The sequence below is a fragment of the Paenibacillus sp. FSL R5-0623 genome (genome assembly GCF_037974265.1).
In the GTDB taxonomy this organism is placed as follows: domain Bacteria; phylum Bacillota; class Bacilli; order Paenibacillales; family Paenibacillaceae; genus Paenibacillus.
In genome coordinates, this window is sequence record NZ_CP150233.1 from 5,346,189 (window position 1) to 5,368,522 (window position 22,334).

Sequence of the window (22,334 nt, forward strand, 5' to 3'; positions counted from 1 at the left end):
TATTTAACAAAACTTTCACCAACCTTTTTCAGAATCGGTTTGATGCAAAAGGGCTGCCCGCACATCCGCAATCAGGTACAGTGTGCCGGAGACCACCCCCAGATCTTCCGCTTCCGTCCGTGACTTCAATAGATCAAGTGCCTTTGCCCATTCGGGCTCGACGATGATTTCCAGTTCCTGCTTCGCAATGGCGGGACGTACCCGTTCGACAATCTGCAGCAATTCGGCTGCATCCATTTTGCGTCGGAAATCTGGCTCGGTCAGGATCAGCGTATCCACTAGTGGCAGTATATGCTGCAAATACGCTTCGTGATGCTTATTTGCCAACATACCCATCATCAAAATTAACTTGTTGTGTGGATAGACATCCGTAATGCTCTTGGCCAGTGACTCTGCCCCTTCCGGATTATGTGCTCCATCAAGCACAATTCGGGGTTCATCGACGACTTTTTCGAATCTTCCTGCCCAGAAAGCATTCTCCAGTCCAAGTGCAATATCGTTGTCATCCAGCATAAATGCCATGTATTGTCTAAGCAATTCAAGCACCATAAGTGCGGCCGCTGCATTGTCACATTGATGTGAGCCCTGCATGCGTATGCGAACGTCCAGGTCACGAAACGGGCCTGTAAAATGAAAAGATTGTCCGTTCTCATTGCTGTCCAGTCTATGATAAGAGAATTGATCTCCAGCCAAATACACGCTTGATTGAAGCTGCTGTGCTTTCTCCTGAATCACCTTCACAGCTTCGGGTTGAGTCGCGCAAGTCACAACGGGTACTCCCGGCTTGATAATACCTGCCTTTTCTCCAGCAATCTGCTCAATCGTATCTCCAAGCACATCCGTATGATCCATACCAATGTTGGTGATGACGGACACAACAGGTGCGACAATATTCGTTACGTCCATCCTTCCCCCTAGCCCCGTCTCCCATACCACAACGTCAGGGTAACACTCCTCTGCATAGTACAGAAGCGCGAGAGCCGTGGATACCTCAAACATCGTGGGTGATCCAAGCGGAGTGGAGGCCATTTCCATGACCAGTGGATGTAATCGATTCGAGAGCTTAAGCAGGATTTCTTCAGGAATATCCTCACCGTTGTATTGAAAACGGTTTGTAAACTTGGTGATATAAGGCGACGTAAAAGTACCCACATCATATCCAGCCTGAAGAAGCACTGACGTCAAAAAAGCGCAAGTCGAACCTTTGCCGTTCGTTCCCGCGACATGAATAAATTTGAGACGTTGGTGTGGGTTGCCTAACATGGACATCAGACTCTCGATTCGTTCCAATCCAGGTCGGATGCCAAAAGGAATAAGGCCATTGATCCAGTCCACGGCCTCGTTATACGTAAGTAAAGGAGCTGCTGCATCTGTCCCGTCTAATTCCGTCATCTGATTCACCTTCGGTCCCGAGTTTGAGTGAAAAAAGCGGCCGGATGGCATAATGGCTCTCCATCCGACCCAAATATATTAACCTTTCAGTTCCTTGATTCGTGCAATCACTTTATCCCGTTTATCGGAATAATCGGCTTGCTTGGCGCGCTCTTCCTCAATAACTTTGGCAGGAGCTTTGGCTACAAAGCCTTCATTCGCCAGCTTTTTCTCTACACGGAGAACTTCGCCCTCAAGGTTCTCCAACTCTTTCTCCAAACGAGCCACTTCCTGCTCGATATCAATAAGACCTGCGAGCGGCAAGTATAGTTCTGCCCCCGTAATGATCGCAGTCATTGCCTTATCCGGTGAGTTTAAATCCAGCCCACTATCGAACTCGGACGTATTACAGAAACGTTTGATGTAGTGACTGTTACGCTCAATGATGCTGGACGTCTCAGGACTGTTTGCTTTGACCATCAACTCGATCTTTTTGCTCATCGGCACGTTCACTTCTGCACGAATGTTTCGCACTGCACGAATGGTATCCATCAGCAGGTTCATCTCGGCAACAGCCTCTGGGTTCTCCAGAGCAGGATCATATACTGGCCATGATGCCAGCGTAATGGTCTCACCTTCATGCGGCAGATGCTGCCAGATCTCTTCGGAGATGTATGGCATAAACGGATGAATCAGGCGCATGGTCTGATCAAGCACATAAGCAAGCACGGATTGTGTTTTCTTCTTGGCAACCGGATCTTCCCCATAGAAGGACAGCTTAGCAAACTCAATGTACCAGTCACACAGGTCATCCCAGATAAAGTTATACAACACACGACCCGTTTCCCCAAATTCATACGCTTCGATTAGACGCGTAATATCGCGGGAAGTTTCGTTCAGACGGTGCAAAATCCAATAATCCGCTGTACCAAGCTCTCCGCTAATGTCACGTTCCTCATAAGTGAATCCTTCCAGATTCATCAATGCAAAGCGCGAAGCATTCCAGATTTTGTTGGCAAAGTTACGAGCCTGCTCCACCCGTTCCCAACGGAAACGCAGATCCTGACCTGGCGTGCTGCTGGTTGAGATCATGTAACGCATTGCATCTGCGCCGTATTTCTCAATCACATCCAGCGGATCTACACCGTTGCCCAGTGATTTGGACATTTTACGTCCATCTGCATCACGAACAAGACCATGCATCAGCACATCCTTGAACGGAATCTCATCCGTGAATTCCAATGCAGTGAAAATCATACGTGCAACCCAGAAATATATGATGTCATACCCTGTCACAAGTACACTTGTTGGATAATAACGTTGCAGATCTTCCGTATCTTCCGGCCAGCCTAGTGTGGAGAATGGCCATAAGCCGGAGCTAAACCAAGTATCGAGTACGTCTTCGTCCTGTCTGAGCTTGCGTCCAGCATACTCTGGCAGCGTTGTTGGATCTTCAGCAGATACGATGATTTCACCTGTTTCTTCATCATACCAAGCAGGTATGCGATGTCCCCACCACAGTTGACGGGAAATACACCAGTCCCGAACGTTTTCGATCCAGTTCAGATAGGTTTTCTCAAAACGGTCTGGAACAAAATTAACCCCTTCGCCGCTCTGTTGTTTCTTGATCGCTCTCTCTGCAAGTGGCTTCATCTCAACGAACCACTGTGTAGAAAGATACGGCTCAACAACAGCTCCGGTACGTTCACTGTGTCCAACCTGATGCGTGTGATCCTCAATATTGATCAATACGCCCTGCTCTTTCAAGTCAGCAACAATCTGCTTGCGGCAGTCACTGCGATCCAGTCCCTGATACTTGCCAGCCTCAGCATTCATTGTTCCGCTCTCATCCATTACAGTAATTTGAGGCAGATCATGACGAAGACCTACTTCAAAGTCATTCGGATCATGTGCAGGCGTGATTTTAACTGCACCACTTCCGAACTCTTTATCCACATAATCATCAGCGATAATTGGAATTTCGCGTCCAATGATTGGCAGTACAAGTACTTTACCAATCATATCTGCATAACGCTCATCCTTCGGATGAACAGCAACCGCTGTATCACCCAGCATCGTTTCAGGACGCGTTGTTGCCACGGTAACGTAGCCACTTCCGTCTTTGAGCGGGTAACGCAGATGGTACAAGTGACCCTGAACCTCTTTATATTCAACCTCAATGTCGGACAGAGCTGTCCGGTTCACCGGGTCCCAGTTAATGATACGTTTGCCTCGGTAAATAAGGCCTTTTTCATACAGTTGAACAAATACTTTGCGAACCGCTTGGGACAGACCTTCATCCAGCGTAAAACGTTCACGTGAGTAGTCAAGCGACAATCCCATTTTGCCCCATTGCTGACGAATGGTAGTGGCATATTGATCTTTCCAGTCCCATACTTTCTCCAGGAACTTCTCACGTCCCAGATCATAACGAGTCAGACCTTCTTCACGCAGCTTCTGCTCCACTTTGGTTTGGGTAGCAATACCTGCATGGTCGGAACCCGGAAGCCACAGTGCATCATAACCTTGCATCCGTTTGGTGCGGATCAGAATATCCTGCAGTGTAAAATCGAGCGCATGCCCAATGTGTAGCATCCCGGTCACATTCGGGGGTGGAATTACAATCGTATACGGCTCGGCATCTTTACGTTGACCGGCTTTGAAATATCCACGCTCCATCCAGGTGGAGTACCATTTATCCTCTGCCGCCTTAGGATCGTAAGTGGTCGGCATTTCTGTTGCAGCTGATTTTTTTTCCTCAGACATGTGTCATTCCTCCGTTACTTCATCATCTTCGCCAAAAAAAACAAAAAAAACCTTTCATCCATCAAAGGACGAAAGGTTAGCTTTCGCGGTACCACCTTTGTTTCACGCCGACAGCAAGATAGACTTCACCCTCTGTACATGACGTGACACTTCAAGCAGATAACGGCTGCTACCGGCCCATCCTACCTCAGAAACAAATGACGATAGATCTCATTCATCCCTTGTATTCAAACAGGCAACTCCCGGGCGACTTCGATCAGTTGGTTCCTGCGGAATCTCACAGCGTTGCAATTCCACTCTCTGAAAGGTCATACTGTCTACTACTCCCGTTCCACGTTGTTCTTCAAAAAACCTACACACATCATACCTTGCTCGTGCGCGATAGTCAACCTGACAACAGCGGATAAAGAGCGCTGGAATGCAGGTTTAGGACGAATCATGCAAAAACCCGCAATCCTCAAGGGGATCACGGGTCGTAACGAAGGCTTTAACTGCGGATTAAGGGATGTACAATATCTGACCTTCTTCCACAACCTGCTCAGATAATCGGTTATACAACTGAAGTTCCCTCGTGCTCAATTGATAACGATCTGCAATGGCATCCAGTGTATCTTCTCGCTGAACAATGCACAGTTTCACCTTGCGGAATGGGGTCTGGTCCACGATTGTTCCCAGGAACAGGTTCTTCCATTCCACATCATCAGCTGGATACGTTTCTTCCTGTACCACACCCGCAGGAACCTCATCACCTCGCTCCACTTCAGCATCGCGTGCAGCTCTGCCAGAGGATAACAAGGAAGAGATACCTACGCCCTCTTCTTGCCGGGGTGCGGATTCTTTTTTGCTGCCAAAAGCAACCTTCAGCTCCGGCTTGTCTTCCGTCTCAGCCACAGGTTCAGGAACAAATGCTTCGTTCTGTACGAACTCGTCTACCCCAGTCGCTTCAAAAGACGGTCGGTCTTCCTCCGCGTTGTCTGGTTCGGACGAAGCAAATACACCTTGCCAGTTCTCCGCCTGTGATTCGCCCGGGACATCGGCAACTGCCTGATTCTCCTGCTGAGGTACAGATCTCGCTGATTCGAAGTGCCATACCTCTGGTGCGTCCGGTACATCCCGTGCTGCCAACTCATTAGATGATTGAGCAGTAGGCTCTGAGACTGCTTGATCTGCACTTCTCGAGTTGGCAGGCAATACATCCGCGGAAGGCTCGGACCAACCCGAAGACTCGTCTTCCAGAGGCAGCAATGGTTCCGACTCAGGGTAAGAAGCTAACCGATCAGCGGTCTCAGCCATAAAAGACGAGATCGGAGAAGGTTCGCTATATTGCTCATTAGATGCCAATTCATCTGTATTCGCCGTTAGAGATGCGGGATCTTCGTTTGCATCAGGTTGTCTGTTTTCGTTAGCGTACTCCGCACTTTGCTCCTCGGATTGAAGTGGCTCGGCCAATGACGAATTCGCATATTCCTGCTGCGATTCTTCGCTATTCCCCAACGTCTCTTCCCTTGTGGACAGGTCAGCGAATTCAGGAGCACCATATGCAAGTTCTGCTGCATTCGCAAGTCTCTCTTCCTCACTCCGCTGGAGCAGGTACTCCTGTGCAAATATGTTGGGGTCGCTACCTGTCTGTGCTGCTTCATCGGAACGGTTGGTTTGCTGAGCATCAGGCGAATGAACAACTGTAAACTCATCTGCTGACCACACTTGTGGCTCTTCAACAGGAAAACCTTCGATGCCTCGCAGCGACAATACGCCTGTAATGTTCAGACTGCGATTGGATAACAGATCCACGTCAAAATTTTCGATCTCGATAGAAATATCCTCAATCGATCTGACCCGGTTCAGCGGCACTGTGATCTCCACGGGAATGAAATGTTTGAGCTCCTCTGAAGCCTCATTTTCTCCTCTGTACGCACCTGTAAGTAAAAGATGCCCTCTTAACGTGGCATGATCATCCTGCCCTATGACTTGAATGCGCGGGTATAGTTCAATCTCCTCCAATTCCTCAATCGCAGGGACTCCCTCAGACAAATGAACGCGCTCATAAATATCGAACCGCAAACCATAAGGTTGATTCAACAAAGGTGGCGTCCTCCTTTCGGCATATGTTCACCATGATCCTTCTCATGGGACTGATCCATGGTCCAAATCCTTCGTTACCCCATCTATATGCCTTGAATGAGGGGAGCATGCCACCTTTTGAAAAACCTTGTTATATTAAGCGAAATAGAGAATGTTGCACCTAGCCACTTCGATGACAGAACAACCTTCCGATCGCTGTTATCCCCAGATTTTTTTCATTCCTTTTTATAAAGGGAAAATCCGGGGATAGCTTATGCTTCCGAAGCAGCTTTCTTTCAGAAAGCTTTTAGGCGAACATTCCGCTTTTTTACGTTATTTCTGTCCTCTCCGTTCTCGTGTAACCAGTTAGTCGAACTTATATAGTGTATTAATAATTTTGACGCTCACGCTCTGCCAATTGTGTGAAATCGGGCGGCCAAGGATCATTCACTTCAATCATAGCTCCGGTTAAAGGATGACTAAACTTAAGCATCTCTCCGTGAAGTGCTTGTCGCCCAATGACATCCGCTCTACCTCCATACAACGCATCACCAATAAGCGGGTGTCCCGCGTAGCTCAGGTGTACACGAATTTGGTGTGTACGTCCTGTATCCAGCTTTAATCGTACAAGGGTTGCTCGTTCCCATACTTCGACGATCTCCACATGAGTAACCGCTTCCTGTCCACCTTCGGAGACACGCCTGCGCTGTTTGTGATGTCTGTCCTTGCCAATCGGAGCATCAATTTTGTGGAGTTCAAGGGGGATTTGTCCACCTGCAATGGCTACATAATGGCGGCCAATCTCTTTGCGTCGCATCGCTTCATCCAGTTTGGCGAGGGCAAAAGCATTTTTGGCATACAGAACAGGTCCGGTTGTATCCTCATCCAGTCGATGAACATGGCGTACGTTCGCCTGTATTCCGTTCATTTCATAATAGGAGGCAACCACGTGATCCAGCGTGATGGCCTGATCGGAACGGCTTCCATCCGGATGCAGTTTCATGCCTGCCGGTTTGTGCATAACCAGACAGAAATCATCCTCATACAATACATCCACATCAGCCCAGCGTGGCTCAACATCGATTGGCTGGGACGCAAAAAGGGCCAGCCGAAGCCGGTCCCCTGCAAGTTGTATTCCTCGGTTTGCTTTCAGCTGACGAAGCAGTTTCTCCGGAAACTGAAGTTCAGACAATAACCATTGCTCTGCAGCCATCGGTTTGTCCGAACTGCCTGTTACGGCTTTTCCTGGCATTAGCTCAAGCCATTCCCCGCGGCGTTTCCAACTCTTGATGGTCATAACGATTGAAGAGCTTTACGATTCGCCTCGATCGTATCGTCAATATCCTGCTCTGTGTGCACACCAGAGACAAACATGCCTTCGTATTGCGAAGGCGCAACACTCACACCTTGATCAATCATGGCCGCAAAATAACGACGGAATTGATCCAGATTGCTTTCTTTGGCAATGTCATAATTGGTTACGGGAACGGCACTAAAGAATGGACAAACCATGGAACCCACACGGTTAATGGTTATCGCAATACCCGTCTCAGCTGCATTTTTCTCGAATCCGGCTTGCAGACGTGCAGACAATGTCTCCAGACGGTCATAGACCTCTGGTGTTAACAATTTGAGCGTGGTATATCCTGCTGCCATAGCCAGCGGATTCCCACTAAGTGTACCTGCCTGATAGATCGGTCCGGTAGGAGCAATCTGTTCCATCAGATCCCGACGGCCACCATAAGCACCAACCGGGAGTCCGCCACCGATAACTTTACCCAGACAAGTCAGGTCAGGTGTAACCCCATACCGTCCCTGAGCACAGTTCAACCCTACGCGGAAACCGGTCATGACTTCGTCAAAAATAAGCAGGCTGCCATATTGGGTCGTTAAACTGCGCAGGCCTTCAAGGAAACCGGAAGCCGGAGGAACAACCCCCATGTTACCTGCTACAGGCTCCACAATAACAGCGGCCAGTTCTTCACCATAACGTTCAAAAGCAAGCTTAACGGACTCCAGATCGTTGTAAGGTACCGTAATTGTATTCACAGCTACACCTTCAGGTACACCTGGACTATCCGGTAGACCCAGTGTTGCGACACCTGAACCCGCCTTGATCAGCAAGCTGTCCGCATGTCCATGATATGATCCTTCAAACTTCAGAATTTTACTGCGTCCGGTTACCCCGCGTGCCAGTCGAATGGCACTCATGGTTGCTTCCGTGCCGGAATTAACCATCCGCACGATATCGATAGAAGGTACACGCTCACAGACCAGTTTAGCCATCTCGGTCTCCAGCAAGGTAGGCGCACCAAAGCTTGTTCCTTTGAGGGCTGTCTCACGCAAAGCTTCTACAACGTCAGGGTGTGCATGTCCCATAATTAGTGGGCCCCACGATCCCACATAGTCAATAAAAACATTGCCATCAATATCGTAGATTTTGGACCCTTCGCCGCGTTCTGCATAGATCGGAGTAAGTCCCACCGATTTGAATGCGCGTACAGGGCTGTTCACACCCCCGGGTATGTACTGCTTCGCTTCCTCAAACGCGCTGCGTGAGCGCTCATCATTGCGTCGATTACCTTGTTGTGCAGTCATGAATATCCTCCTTAATATAATTTATTTTATTTCTCAGCCAACCAGCGTGAAGCGTCTTTTCCGTAGTAGGTAATGATCATATCTGCACCTGCGCGTTTCATGCTGAGCAGGATTTCCATGGCAACTTTTTTCTCATCGATCCAGCCTTGAATCGCCGCCGCCTTTACCATGGCATACTCGCCACTTACATTATAGGCAACAAGCGGAAGATCAAATTGATCCTTGATGGTGCGCATAACATCTAGATAGGAAAGGGATGGTTTTACCATCAACATGTCCGCTCCTTCGAGCACATCCGTCTCTGCTTCACGCAAGGCTTCACGCGCGTTCGCCGGGTCCATCTGATAGGACTTACGGTCTCCGAATTGTGGTGTGGAATCTGCTGCTTCACGGAATGGACCATAAAATGCGGATGCATATTTAACAGAGTAGGACATGATCGGAATGTGACTGAATCCATTCTCATCCAGCCCGGCGCGGATCGCTTGTACAAATCCATCCATCATGTTGGATGGTGCAATAATGTCCGCTCCTGCTTTGGCTTGAGACACTGCCGTTTGCACGAGTAGATCCAGTGATTCATCATTTAACACATCTCCGCAGATGTGGCCGTCAATCTCCACGGTGTGTACCATACCGCAGTGACCGTGATCCGTGAATTCACACAGACAAGTATCCGCAACAACCAGCAATTCCGGGTACCAGGATTTGATCAATCTCGTCGCTTCCTGCACAATGCCATCTTCAGCGAAGCCAGATGAACCCACACTGTCCTTCGTCTCCGGAATACCGAACAATAACACGGCTGGAATTCCCAGCTCGGCAATTTCCGTTACTTCCTCCTGAAGCCGATCCAGCGAAAAGCGGAATACGCCAGGCATGGATTTAATTTCAGATTTTACATTTTCTCCATACGTCACATAGATTGGTTGAATAAAGTCGTCCACGGTTAGATGGGTCTCTCTGACCAAATTGCGAATACCTGTGGATTGGCGTAAACGGCGATGCCGTACAATTGGAAAACTCATACGAGTAAAACCTCCCTGAAAGTTAAATAGAGCAAAAAGGGAAGCGCGCTGGTATCCTATCGAATTCAGCACGCTTCATATGTTGACATGATTACATGTGTATTAATTTCGAAGAGCGCCTTCTTTGGTGCCAGTCCGTTTCCAGTCGCATAGCACTGTGATCAAGCTATCCATCGTTGCTTCCTCTGCCATCAGTGTAACCTTTAGTCCAGCGGCCTCTGCCGTCTTCGCTGTAACAGGTCCGATACACGCAACCTCTACATCTTTCATTAAAGGCAATGGATCTTGCAACCCCATACGTTTCAACATACTCATGAAGTTGGTAACCGTCGATGAACTTGTAAAGGTCACCGCATGAATACCACCTTCTTCAAGTAACTTAAGCAATTCGTCATCATCCTCACCAGCGAGGATCGTATCGTAGATGATGGCTTCGGTGACCTGAAGCCCTCGTTCTCTCAACTGGTCACGCAACCACGTACGTGCAAGATCACCGTGCGGAAGCAGTACTCTCTGACCTTCCTTCAGTTCACTTTCAAAAGTCTCAAGCATGCCTTCGGCCTGGAAAGGACCTTTGACAACCTCTGCAACGATGCCATGTTTGCGTAAAGCGTCTGCTGTGGAAGGTCCTACGGCAGCAATTCTTGCTTGATGAATCGAGCGAATATCCTTGCCTTCCTGTTCCAGGTGGCGGAAGAAAAACTCCACGCCGTTCACACTTGTGAAAAACACCCAGTCATAGGTATTTAAAGCACTGAAGGCGTCTTCGACACTTTGCTGCGCAGATTCACTGGACGGCATGACCGTCTCAATAACCGGAAACTCATACGGTTCGCCGCCGAGTTCCTCAATGCGATTCACCAGTTCACTCGCCTGACTGCGAGCACGGGTTACCAGAATTCGTTTGCCAAACAGCGGAAGAGCTTCTGCCCATTTCAATTGTTCCCTTTGATTGACGACATCCCCCACCACAATAACAGCTGGCGGTTGGAAATTGGCTGCGATCACTTTCGCTTCTATATCTTCAAGGGTACCTATAAGGGTATCCTGTTCCGCTCGTGTTCCCCAACGAATCAGAGCTACCGGTGTTTGCGCTGGACGACCATGACGAATCAATTGTTCGCTGATATATCCAATTTTGGCAACCCCCATCATAAATACAAGTGTGCCCGTTGCATTCGTCACTTTATCCCAATGGATACTGCGATCAAGCTTGTCCGGACTCTCATGCCCCGTAATAATAGAGATGGAAGATGCATAGTCACGGTGAGTGACGGGAATTCCGGCATACGCAGGTACACTTATTGCAGCGGTAACCCCAGGTACAATCTCAAACGGAATTCCGTTTTTGTGCAGCAAACCCGCCTCTTCGCCTACACGTCCAAAGATCGTCGGGTCGCCACCCTTAAGTCGAACTACAACCTTGCCCTCAAGCGCCAGATCCACCAACAGTTGATTGATCTCTTCCTGTTTCATCGTATGCCGATCCGGGCGCTTGCCCACGTAAATCTTGACTGCGCCGGGTTTCATTTGTTTCAACAATCTCGGACTTGCCAAACGATCGTAGACTACAGCATCGGCTTTACCGATGGATTCCCACCCTTTTACCGTAATCAGCTTTGCATCCCCAGGACCTGCCCCTACCAAAAAGACCTTTCCCACCATGTCTTCATCCCCTAACTTCTGCCAGTATCTGCTCTGCTCCCCGTTCGATCAATCTCCAAGCCACTTCTTCACCCAGACGAACCGGGTCCTTGCCGATCAGAGCTTCCTTAAGAATCAGTCCACCATCCGGCGTGCCGACCATACCTGTTAATTGTAACGTGTTTTCACCATTCAGGGAATCTGCATCTTGCTGAGGTACCCATACCGCATGAGCACCAATCGGAACCTGGCAGCCCCCATTTAATACACTGAGAAAACGGCGTTCCGCCTGTACAGGAAATGCTGTCTCCGGATCATTATACAGCTGCAGCAAGTGCAACAGTTCCTCATCGTCTTCACGACATTCGATACCAAGCGCGCCTTGACCTACTGCCGGAAGGCAAGCTGTTTCCGTCAGGTACTCCGTGATTCGGTCTTCCCATCCCATACGGTACAATCCTGCAGCCGCCAGAATAATCGCATCGAACCCTTCGGTCTCCAGCTTCCGCAGGCGGGAATCAATATTGCCGCGTATCGATTCCAATTGCAAATCTGGACGATAGGCCTTTAATTGGCTCGACCGGCGCAGACTGCTTGTTCCGACTCTAGCTCCTTCTGGCAGTTGATCCAGAGTAAGCCCACCATTGGAGATCAGCGCATCCCGTGGATCTGCACGACGAGGTATAGCCCCATTCGTTAATCCTTCGGGTAACTCGGAAGGCATATCTTTCATACTATGAACAGCCATATCAATCGTACGATCAATCATCGCCTGTTCAATCTCTTTGACAAACAAACCTTTGCCTCCCACTTTTGACAACGTTACATCCAGAATGAGATCTCCTTTGGTAACAATCTTATGTACTTCAAAGTCAAAAGCTAATCCTTCCCGCTCACAAATATCGCGTAAATCCTGAATGACATGGCCTGTCTGGGTTAGCGCAAGCGCGCTCTGTCTACTTCCAACTTTAATTGTACGCATATCTACACTTCCTCCTGATTACGGGATATCCAGTCCCCGATTTCTTCTTCGGTCCACCACCGAAAATGGCCTGTACGAATATCTTCTAATATGTGCATTTCAGTTAACTGCCGAAGCAACGTACTTCTGAGACTTGAAGATGACACGCGTGACTTCACCTCGGTCCTCATCTGGTGCAAAAACTCAAGGTACGTCTCATACTCATCACCGAACTGTCGTTCGAGTGTGGCACGTATCTCCGCAGCTGCTGCCGGTCCCGCTCCTGCTGTGGATATCGCTATGCTTAATCTCCCACGCCTGACCACGCTTGGCGTAATAAAGCTGCTGTGCTCCGAAGACATTGCGTCATTCACCAATATGCCCACAGCCTCAGCATCCCTAACCACAGTTGAATTGACCTCTGAATGGTCAGTCGCTGCATATACGAGAAAGGCCCCCCGCAAATCTCCATTGCGGTAGGACCGGTCTATCCATTGAATTCGGGATTCATGATGCAGTTGTTGTAACACGGGAGTAAGCTCCGGACTAATGACCGTAATCTGTGCCTCGGCATGCAGCAATCCCTTAATTTTACGCTCGGCAACACGTCCACCACCAACCACGCAGCACTTCTTGCCTGAAGTATTCACAAATATCGGCGTGTAACGGTCCATCCCCTTCACTCTCCCGTCCAACGATGAAACGCTGAATATGCATTGGATAAAAAACTTATAATGACAAATCCGTACCCGATCAGTGTCCATCTTGCCATGATAATCGTAGAGAACTGTTTCCTTCTCTTGGATACGAAGTAACCGACATAGATGGCTATAGCAAGACCTGTCGAGATAACTTTGAGATCCAAGAGTAGAATCCAGCGTCTTTCCGCCACAATGGATAATACGGCAAGCATCACAGAAACACCAAGTAACGGTGTTCCTATCAACGTAGCACCATCCATATACTTCCCGATCACTTCCAGGCTTGGCAACCGTCGCATCGTATCATTCCACTTTTTTTTCTTCAACTTACGGTGCAAGAACAGATATAACAAGGCAAATACTGTAGCAACGGTTAACGCCGCAAAACCAAGATTCGCCAAGGTAATATGCATAATGAGTAATCCATGTACCGTTTGCCAGTTATGCAGTGATATCTCTCCGGCCGTAAACCACAGTCGGTTTAATACCGTAACGGAAAAACCTACAACATTTAGCAACAAAATGACAAATTCAGAACGCTGGATGCGAGTCATGACGAGAGACATCAGCACAATACTGAATGAAAATATAAACAAAAAATCAAAGGTGGTGTAGATGGGGAAATGGCCTTCAGTCCACATGCGCAATATGACATGTGTCACCTGCAGTCCCCAAACAACGACAAGAAACCCTGTGCCTGTCCGCTTCGCCCCCGCATTGCGTCGAATGCAGTCCGAGAAATAGAACAGTAGGCTCAGGGCATACATATAGATTAGAGCTTCATAAACTTGTTCAGCAAGGGTCAAGCTGCCCACCCGCCTTATACGCCTGCCGGAGCATAAGCCGGCACGGGGTCTTGCCGGTTTTCGTTAAGGTGAGCGGCTGGTTTCGCAAGAGCTGTGGCATCACTCTGACTCACTTTTTCAGCGGCCATCTCTACTGAATCTTCCAGAGCGAAAATCTGAGTAAACATGCGCAGAGCTTCATCACCTTGCTTCGTGCCTGCCATTTCCTTAATCCGATTAATCGGATCTGTCGTCATTTGGTTTACAATACTCTTGGTCAAACGACGAATGACTTTACGTTGATGTTCATCGAGCTCAGGCAGTTTATTAAACAGGCTATCCATCGTTTCTTCATGAATGGAAACACCTTTTTCCTGCAAAGCGCGAATAACGGGACGAACACCCAACGTTTTGAGCCAATGGTAATAATCCTCCATCTCAAGCTCAATCATTCTCTCAATCTTGGCAGCTTCCACCTTACGCATCTCGAGGTTGCTCTCCACGATTCCTTCCAGATCATCAATGTCATAGAGAAATACGTTGGATAATTCACCAATCGCTGGGTCAATATCCCGTGGAACCGCAATATCAATCAGGAACAATGGGCGAGATTGACGACGCTTCATGCTCTCCCGTACCACTGCTGCATCCATGACATAACGTTCAGCTCCAGTGGAACTAATCACAATATCAACTTCATTAAGTCGATCTAACGCCTGTTCCATGGTACAAGGTGTGCCCCGGAACTTGGCTGCCAATTCTTCAGCTCTTGCGAGCGTACGATTCGCCACGATGACCTCGGATGCCCCGTTGGCATAGAGATGTTTCACGGTTAATTCACTCATCTTGCCAGCACCCAAAATGAGCACCTTCTTGTCTGTGAACATGCCAAAAATCCTCTTACCGAGTTCAACAGCAGCATAACTGACAGATACGGCGCTCTCCCCGATGGAAGTCTCCGAATGTGCCCGTTTACCCAGCGTAACGGCCTGTTTAAATAACTTATTAAACCAGGTACCTGTTGATTTCTCTTCCTGCGCTTTAAGAAAAGCCTGTTTCACCTGTCCAAGAATCTGAGTCTCACCAATAACCATAGAATCTAGTCCGCAGATGACACGGAACAAATGGCGCATAGCTTGATCATCTTCATATATATATAAGTGTTGCGTAAATTCTTCCCGTGGTACATTAAACCATTGTTCCATAAATGTTCGAATAAAATAACCACACATGTGAAGACGGTCCACCACAACATACAACTCGGTACGGTTACATGTGGCTACGATTACACCTTCCAATACACTCTTGGTCAGCTTGAGCTGCTGCAGCGCTTCAGACAAGTCCTTTTCTGCAAATGTGAATCGTTCCCTAACCTCTACAGGCGCCGTGCGATAATTCAAACCAACGACAACGATGTGCATTGCAAGTTCACCTGCCTAATAAATTTCCAATCAAAGTGCTTACTGCATATGTCTATCCATTTATGATTGACATGGTTAATTATATCACACATCATAGCCGTGACCGGGTCATTTTTATGAAATGTTTATGAAATCACCATGTTCATCATCCTATGCACTGTCATTTATTGTAGTGTCTCACCAAAGTTCACCGTTATGCGTTAAAAAGTGTCGATTATGAATATTCATATCGATACGCATATTAAAACAAATAGCCATGGAATTATTCCATGACTATTAGAGTTTGGGAGGTTATGTGTCCATCCCGATATGTGAACATTGTGTATGCAATATACTTTTTATTTAAACCCGTTCCGTCTGGTTGTTCATCTCTGGTGTTTCAACTTGCAATTCGCCCAATCCACGTACCAACTTCTTTGCATACGTTTTTTCAGGCTTTAATACGGATACCAGGTAGTCAATAGCAAGCTGTGGATCTACGGTCTCCCCACAAGTGTAACAATCAATCGCTGCAAAACCTCTCTCAGGATACGTATGAATGGAGAGATGGCTCTCAGACAATAGTACAAGTACGGTCGCTCCCTGTGGGTCAAACTGCTTGGACTGCACGGACATTACTGTCGCGCCACATGCCTCCGCTGCTTCAACCATTTGGGCTTGCAGATACTCTGCATTGTTCAGTAGATTAAAGTCGACACCCCAAGTATCAACAGCAACGTGTCTTCCGAAAGTTGAATATTCCATCCTTCGGTTCCCCCTTCCTAGGAATAAAATGTTTGAAAAATTTCATCCGCTAGGACCTACGTCATTCACTTCCCGAGGGAAAAATCTCTCGCAACATATAATGTCCTGAGTGAATCCTGGTTCCTATATTGTTTTCAACGAGATTAAAAATAACATTGAATCAGAGTGAAATCAACCCTTTTCCAGAAGATTGTAAAATAAATATGTTCAATTCGGAATAATTGATCTCACATCAAAAAATCCCCCTGAAACCTCCACATTGGCGAGTGCCACTGCACGGAAGATACAAGGGAATTCATCATATACACATACGTTTATAAACATACAATTTTAAGCTAATAAGCTTCAAGCTCAAACAACCGTTTTTGATGACGAGCAAGGGTCTCATCAATCTGATGGAGCTGATCAGCAGTCGCATCTTTTCTATTGTCCAGCAGTGAATCGATCTCTGCATAAACACGGTTGATTTCGCGTTCTACATCTCTGGCCTGGAACAGATGTTGCAATTCAAGCAACGTATTTTTGTATTCATAGATCACTCGGGTGTTCTCCCCGGTCTTCTCCACAATTTTGTGGACAGTGCCTTGAGCATAAACATACGTCATGGTGAACCCTTTATAGATCCGATGAACGACCCCGTCACCTTTAAAAGTCACAAAGAGCTTCCTGACAACGTTGGTCAGATGCAGATTCACCAGGCGGCAAGATAACTCACAGATATAGAATCCTTCTATGCGGTCAAAAGGGAAATGCACTTCTTCTCCACTCACATCCCCCAGCACAACCTCCTGACAACCATTGTCCAACACCTTAACCCGATGATGAAGCCTGCCGTCTTCTGTCATGCGCAAAAACTGATGCATCTGGGGTTCTGACAATTTCATAGTGGCCTTAACATACTCTGTGGCTAACCGCTGAGCCATACAAATCCCTCAATTCTTTCCCGATTGTTTTGTCTTCCTGCACATGTAGCAGTCATCTCAAAATTCTTCAGGCCGGCTAAGCCGGTATGTTTGGTACTGTTGGCAATATGCACCTATGCCCATTATACACTACCCTAACGTTATATTTCTCCAGAGCCAGATGATGAATTCTCACGAAATCCCATAAAAAACCGGATTAATCTGGATCTCATCAAAGATTCACTTAGCATGCTCACTTTCCTGCACTAAAACGGTATACTATCTCGGTTATCCGTTAATTCCGTTGGTTTCTTCCTCATCAGAAGCACCCTCTGCATCCAGCACTGGTGCATACTTATCTATGCGGGCATGGCGGGTAATGATGTCCCATAACTCTTCTTTCCCCAATCCCTCTTCGGATGAAAACGGCACAAACAAATCCCCTGAACGAAGACCCAGTGATTCCTTAATGACTTTGATATATTTGGCTCTGCGTGTTTTTGGAATCTTGTCCATCTTGGTTGCTACAACAACCAAAGGCAGTCCATTATGACGAAGCCATTCGTTCATCATCTTGTCCTCTTTGGACGGTTCATGTCTCATATCCACCATCTGCATAACCAGTTTCAATTCTTCGCGTCCCAACAAGTATTTCTCCATCATTTTACCCCAGGCAAAGCGTTGCTCTTTGGAAACTTTAGCGTAGCCATATCCCGGAAAATCGACGAAGTAGAGATCCTGATTAATTTTATAATAGTTGAGTTGCTGTGTCTTACCCGGTGTTGAGCTCGTCCGAGCCAAATTTTTACGATTGATCAAACGGTTGATCAGGGAAGATTTCCCCACATTGGAGCGTCCCGCCAAAGCAATCTCTGGCAGACCGTCATCGGGGTATTGTTCAGGCCGAACGGCACTGATAATAAATTCAGATTGATTTACTTTCATATTGTATCTTTCCTCTCTTGAACGCCTGTGCTATGCATCACCTGTTGAAGGTATTATGCCATGGATTGTTCTATCATACCAAAAAAACCGTTCCAGCGGACGCCGAAGCCTCCGCAGAACGGTCTACTCTTCATACGAACCTTTCGGATGTGTGGATTACAGGTTAATGCCTGTCTGCTCCACAAGTGCATGCTGCAATACCTGATCCATATGGGCTACAGGTACAAACTCCACATCTTCCTTGATGCTGTCTGGAATGTCACGCAGGTCCCGTTCGTTATCCTTAGGCAATAATATTTTTTTATAACCGGCACGATGGGCTGCCAGTGATTTCTCTTTCAGACCACCAATCGGCAGTACACGTCCACGCAGTGTTATTTCACCAGTCATCGCGATATCCTTGGACACATGTTTGTTTGTCAAGGCTGAGATTAACGCTGTTGCCATCGTAATCCCGGCAGATGGACCATCCTTCGGAATCGCTCCTTCCGGAACGTGGATATGGATATCGTTCTTCTCATGGAAGTCAGGCGAAATTCCAAGCTGTGTAGCTTTGGAGCGGGTATAACTGAATGCGGCTTGTGCCGATTCCTTCATGACATCCCCCAGTTTACCTGTGAGAGTCAATTTACCTGTTCCAGGCACAACAGTCACTTCAATGATAAGGGTATCTCCACCCACTTCAGTCCACGCCAGACCCGTTACGGTACCAATCTGATCTTCCAGTTCGGCCATACCATAACGGAACTTGCCAGGTCCAAGGTAGTCTTTGATCTTATCTGATGAGATGTTAATCTGACCTTCCACGCCAGATACGACGTTCTTGGCAGCCTTCCGGCACAACGAAGCCATCTGCTGTTCCAGATTACGCACACCTGACTCCCGTGTATATTCACGAATTACACGCAACAACGCGTCATCCGGGATTTCCAATTGCTCTTCTTCCAGACCATGGTCCTGCTTCTGTTTGGGCAACAAATAGTTTTTCGCAATTTGCAGCTTCTCCAGCTCCGTGTAACCAGGGATATTGAGCATTTCCATCCGATCCAGCAATGGACGCGGAATATTGTGTACCGTGTTGGCAGTTGTTATAAACATAACGTTGGATAAGTCAAACGGCAATTCTACAAAATGATCACTAAACGTATTATTCTGTTCTGGATCAAGTACCTCAAGTAACGCTGCGGAAGGATCTCCGCGGAAGTCTGAAGCCATCTTATCAATCTCGTCCAGCAGGAATACCGGATTCAGTGAACCTGCCGTTTTCATCCCCTGGATGATACGTCCAGGCATGGCGCCTACATAGGTGCGTCGGTGACCACGAATCTCGGCTTCATCACGCACGCCGCCCAGAGATATTCTTACAAACTCCCGACCCAGCGATCTGGCGATCGAACGGGCAAGTGATGTTTTACCAACCCCTGGAGGTCCAACCAGACAGAGAATGGGCCCTTTGAGCTTCTTGACGAGTTTCTGGACAGCCAGATATTCAAGCACACGCTCTTTGGGCTTTTCCAATCCGTAATGATCTGCATTCAGCACATCTTCGGCTTTTTGGATATCCAGATCATCCGCTGTCATCTGACTCCAAGGAAGGCCAAGCAGCCAATCCACGTAGTTGCGAATGACTCCACCCTCAGCTGAACTTGCAGGCATTTTCTCCAGTCGATCAATTTCTTTCTCGACCTTTTCTTTCACCTTGTCCGGCAAGCCGAGTTCTTCCATCTGTGTGCGAAGTTCCTCGACCTCACCCGCACGGCCTTCTTTTTCACCCAGTTCTTTCTGGATCGCTTTCATCTGCTCGCGCAAATAATATTCCTTCTGCGTTTTCTCCATCTGTTTCTTCACACGTTGGCTGATCTTGCGTTCAAGCTCCAGCACCTCGCGCTCATTGTTCAGGATATCCAGCAATTTCTCCAGACGTTCCCGAACGTCGATGGTCTCCAGAATTTCCTGTTTATCCTTGATCTTCAAGGACAGGTGACTCGTGATGACATCGGCCAGCCGCCCTGGTTCTTCGATGTCAGACACCGCTGCGAGTGTCTCTGGTGTCACTTTTTTGGACAGATTAATATAATTCTCGAACTGGTTCAGAACGGTACGCATCAAGGCATCCGTCTCCGGATGGGTGTTCTCCTCTTCAGGCAGCTCTTTAGCCAGTACTTCATAATATTCCTCGTTGTCCGTATATTCAATAATTTCAGCCCGTTCCAAGCCTTCTACGAGTACACGAATCGTACCGTTTGGAAGCTTCAGCATCTGTCTGACCTTGGCCACGGTTCCGATTCTGAAAATGTCCTCTTGTGTTGGTTCTTCAATATTTACTTCGGCTTGGGAACATAGGAGAATCAGATGTTCTTCTACCATCGCTTTTTCTAAAGCCTTGACCGATTTCTCCCGGCCCACATCGAGATGCAGTACCATACTCGGGTAGACGAGAAGTCCTCTTAAAGGCAGTAAAGGAAAACGACGACCTTTCGCTTTGCTCGGTCCCATCGCTTTCGCACCTCCAATGGCTCTCAGGTTGTAGTCATTCATTATTCTATCAAATGTTCACATAAAAAACCAATGAAGGGAAGCGCTTAGCAGCTTCCCGAATCTGTAACCTGTCCTGGGCGAGGCACGTCCGCACGCAAATAGGAAGCGGATGCCGGTGGAAAAATCTCCGTTGCAGGTGCAACTGTCTCCTCTGCAAGCTTCGTTTGTTCCATCTGTTGTGATTCCGGAACCCAGGCGAACACTTCACGGAATACATCCTCTACGGTATCTACCGGGATAACGCGCAAGCCATCCAGATTCTCAAAAATGGACTGCCAGTTCTCCGCGGGAATAATAACGGTCTTCGCTCCTGCCTGAAAGGCAGCCTCCACCTTGGCCAGCACGCCACCAATAGGCTTAACCCGACCATGAATACTGATCTCGCCAGTCATCGCTGTCTCATGATCCACAGGGCGTCCCTGAATCGCTGATGTAATGGCAGTCGCCATGGCAATCCCGGCGGATGGACCATCAATAGGCGTCCCACCTGGGAAATTCACGTGTAAATCGTAATCATTCGGACGAATACCCATGGCTTTTAATACGGTTAACACATTTTCAACCGAGCCTTTTGCCATACTTTTTCGCCGGAGTGTACGCGAACCGCCTCCAATCTCTTCTTCATCCACAACGCCTGTAATGTTGATTCGGCCTTGATCTTTAAGAGCCGGAACAGCAGACACTTCGATCTCCAAAATGGTTCCCATATTCGGTCCGTATACCGCCAAGCCGTTAACAAACCCCACCTGTGGGTGTGTAGGGACCTTCCGATCAGGCCGTGGCTGAATCTGGCTGCTACCCGCCACCCACTCCACATCAGACGCCTGAAGCGTCTCACGCTTCTCTGTCAGCGCAAGCCCAGCAGCCAGCTGGATGATGTTAACCGCTTCGCGTCCATTGGTTGCATATCGCTTGACCACATCAACGGCATCCGGACATGGACTGAACCCTATTTTCTGAACAGCATCCTCTGCAATTCGCCCAATCTCCTCAGGCAACAAAGGACGGAAATAAACTTCCATGCAGCGTGAACGCAAAGCTGGTGGCAGTTCATGAGGCGAACGAGTCGTTGCTCCAACAAGGCGGAAATCGGCCGGAAGGCCATTTTGAAAAATATCGTGGATATAAGCAGGAGTATGCGTGTCTTCCGAGTTATAGTACGCACTCTCCAAAAACACCTTGCGATCCTCCAATACTTTCAACAGCTTATTCATCTGAATCGAATGTAATTCACCTATTTCATCAATAAAAAGCATTCCCCCATGCGCTTTCGTCACAGCGCCCGGTTTGGGTTGGGGAATACCAGCAACGCCCATAGCTCCTGCTCCCTGATATATCGGATCATGAACCGAACCAATTAAGGGGTCCGCTATACCACGTTCATCAAAACGGGCTGTTGTTGCATCCAGCTCCGTGAATTTCGCATCTGGCTTGAAAGGAGAAGATGGATTCTTCTTGGCCTCTTCCAACACAACCCTTGCGGCAGCTGTCTTCCCGACTCCGGGAGGGCCATAAATGATAACATGTTGCGGATTCGCACTGCATAATGCAGCTTTAAGGGCACGCAACCCATCTTTTTGCCCAACAATATCATTAATGGTGGCTGGACGCGTCTTCTCCGACAGCGGCTTGGTGAGTGAGATCGAACGCAGCTTGCGCAGCTTCTCCAGTTCCTTGCGAGATTCACGCTCAACGGCACTGCGGTTCGTTTTCTGGCCACGCAGCAGGTTCCAGAAATACAAACCAATCACCACTCCAAAAAATAACTGAATCAACATGATGACCATACCAAATTCCATGTCTTCACATCCTCCTATTTTGTCGCTATTCTCATATGAGATCATGCTAATACTTGGTAGTATAGCCTTT

The 22,334-nt window shown here is 47.9% G+C and carries 16 protein-coding genes and 1 other annotated feature; all 16 genes read right to left on the reverse strand.

Translation table 11 applies throughout. The features are described from left to right. Positions 1-15: 15 nt before the first annotated feature. Entirely contained in the window at positions 16-1,392 is a 1,377-nt protein-coding gene (locus tag MKY92_RS23540; protein ID WP_124117791.1) for a folylpolyglutamate synthase/dihydrofolate synthase family protein, read from the reverse strand. A 78-nt stretch (positions 1,393-1,470) separates the two neighbouring features. Further along, positions 1,471-4,137 carry a valine--tRNA ligase gene (locus tag MKY92_RS23545; RefSeq protein ID WP_339297835.1) on the reverse strand — a complete coding sequence of 889 codons (2,667 nt, stop codon included), beginning with the start codon at positions 4,135-4,137 and terminating at the stop codon, positions 1,471-1,473. Between the two features lie 61 nt (positions 4,138-4,198). Then, positions 4,199-4,480: a binding site (T-box leader), on the reverse strand. A 155-nt stretch (positions 4,481-4,635) separates the two neighbouring features. Continuing rightward, positions 4,636-6,219: a LysM peptidoglycan-binding domain-containing protein gene (locus tag MKY92_RS23550; RefSeq protein WP_339297836.1), complete on the reverse strand. Its 1,584-nt coding sequence runs from the start codon at positions 6,217-6,219 to the stop codon at positions 4,636-4,638. Positions 6,220-6,586: 367 nt separating this feature from the next. Beyond that, positions 6,587-7,495 (reverse strand): RluA family pseudouridine synthase, encoded by a 909-nt coding sequence (locus MKY92_RS23555; protein ID WP_339297837.1) that lies wholly within the window; start codon positions 7,493-7,495, stop codon positions 6,587-6,589. Beyond that, entirely contained in the window at positions 7,492-8,796 is a 1,305-nt protein-coding gene (hemL, locus tag MKY92_RS23560; RefSeq protein ID WP_047841187.1) for a glutamate-1-semialdehyde 2,1-aminomutase, read from the reverse strand. Before hemL ends, MKY92_RS23555 begins: the two co-directional genes overlap by 4 nt. Positions 8,797-8,822: 26 nt before the next feature. Next, positions 8,823-9,824 carry a porphobilinogen synthase gene (gene hemB / locus MKY92_RS23565; RefSeq protein WP_339297838.1) on the reverse strand — a complete coding sequence of 334 codons (1,002 nt, stop codon included), beginning with the start codon at positions 9,822-9,824 and terminating at the stop codon, positions 8,823-8,825. Between the two features lie 102 nt (positions 9,825-9,926). After that, complete coding sequence (cobA, locus tag MKY92_RS23570) at positions 9,927-11,489, reverse strand: uroporphyrinogen-III C-methyltransferase (RefSeq protein ID WP_339297839.1); 1,563 nt, start codon at positions 11,487-11,489, stop codon at positions 9,927-9,929. A gap of 4 nt (positions 11,490-11,493) precedes the next feature. Continuing rightward, positions 11,494-12,450 (reverse strand): hydroxymethylbilane synthase, encoded by a 957-nt coding sequence (gene hemC, locus MKY92_RS23575; RefSeq protein WP_076216941.1) that lies wholly within the window; start codon positions 12,448-12,450, stop codon positions 11,494-11,496. A gap of 2 nt (positions 12,451-12,452) precedes the next feature. Further along, complete coding sequence (locus MKY92_RS23580; protein ID WP_339178879.1) at positions 12,453-13,103, reverse strand: bifunctional precorrin-2 dehydrogenase/sirohydrochlorin ferrochelatase; 651 nt, start codon at positions 13,101-13,103, stop codon at positions 12,453-12,455. Positions 13,104-13,108: 5 nt separating this feature from the next. Beyond that, positions 13,109-13,897, reverse strand: a complete 789-nt coding sequence (ccsA, locus tag MKY92_RS23585; RefSeq protein ID WP_091037986.1) for a cytochrome c biogenesis protein CcsA — start codon at positions 13,895-13,897, stop codon at positions 13,109-13,111. A 53-nt stretch (positions 13,898-13,950) separates the two neighbouring features. After that, complete coding sequence (gene hemA, locus MKY92_RS23590) at positions 13,951-15,336, reverse strand: glutamyl-tRNA reductase (protein ID WP_221820868.1); 1,386 nt, start codon at positions 15,334-15,336, stop codon at positions 13,951-13,953. Positions 15,337-15,678: 342 nt separating this feature from the next. Then, on the reverse strand, positions 15,679-16,080 hold the full coding sequence (gene speD, locus MKY92_RS23595; RefSeq protein ID WP_339297840.1) for an adenosylmethionine decarboxylase: 402 nt from the start codon (positions 16,078-16,080) through the stop codon (positions 15,679-15,681). A gap of 335 nt (positions 16,081-16,415) precedes the next feature. Next, entirely contained in the window at positions 16,416-17,003 is a 588-nt protein-coding gene (locus tag MKY92_RS23600; RefSeq protein WP_339297841.1) for a non-ribosomal peptide synthetase module, read from the reverse strand. 267 nt (positions 17,004-17,270) lie between these two features. After that, complete coding sequence (gene yihA / locus MKY92_RS23605) at positions 17,271-17,927, reverse strand: ribosome biogenesis GTP-binding protein YihA/YsxC (protein ID WP_221820869.1); 657 nt, start codon at positions 17,925-17,927, stop codon at positions 17,271-17,273. Between the two features lie 156 nt (positions 17,928-18,083). Beyond that, positions 18,084-20,423, reverse strand: coding sequence for an endopeptidase La (gene lon / locus MKY92_RS23610; RefSeq protein WP_339297842.1), 2,340 nt, complete (start codon positions 20,421-20,423; stop codon positions 18,084-18,086). 86 nt (positions 20,424-20,509) lie between these two features. Beyond that, entirely contained in the window at positions 20,510-22,264 is a 1,755-nt protein-coding gene (gene lonB / locus MKY92_RS23615) for an ATP-dependent protease LonB (RefSeq protein WP_339297843.1), read from the reverse strand. Positions 22,265-22,334 lie beyond the last annotated feature (70 nt).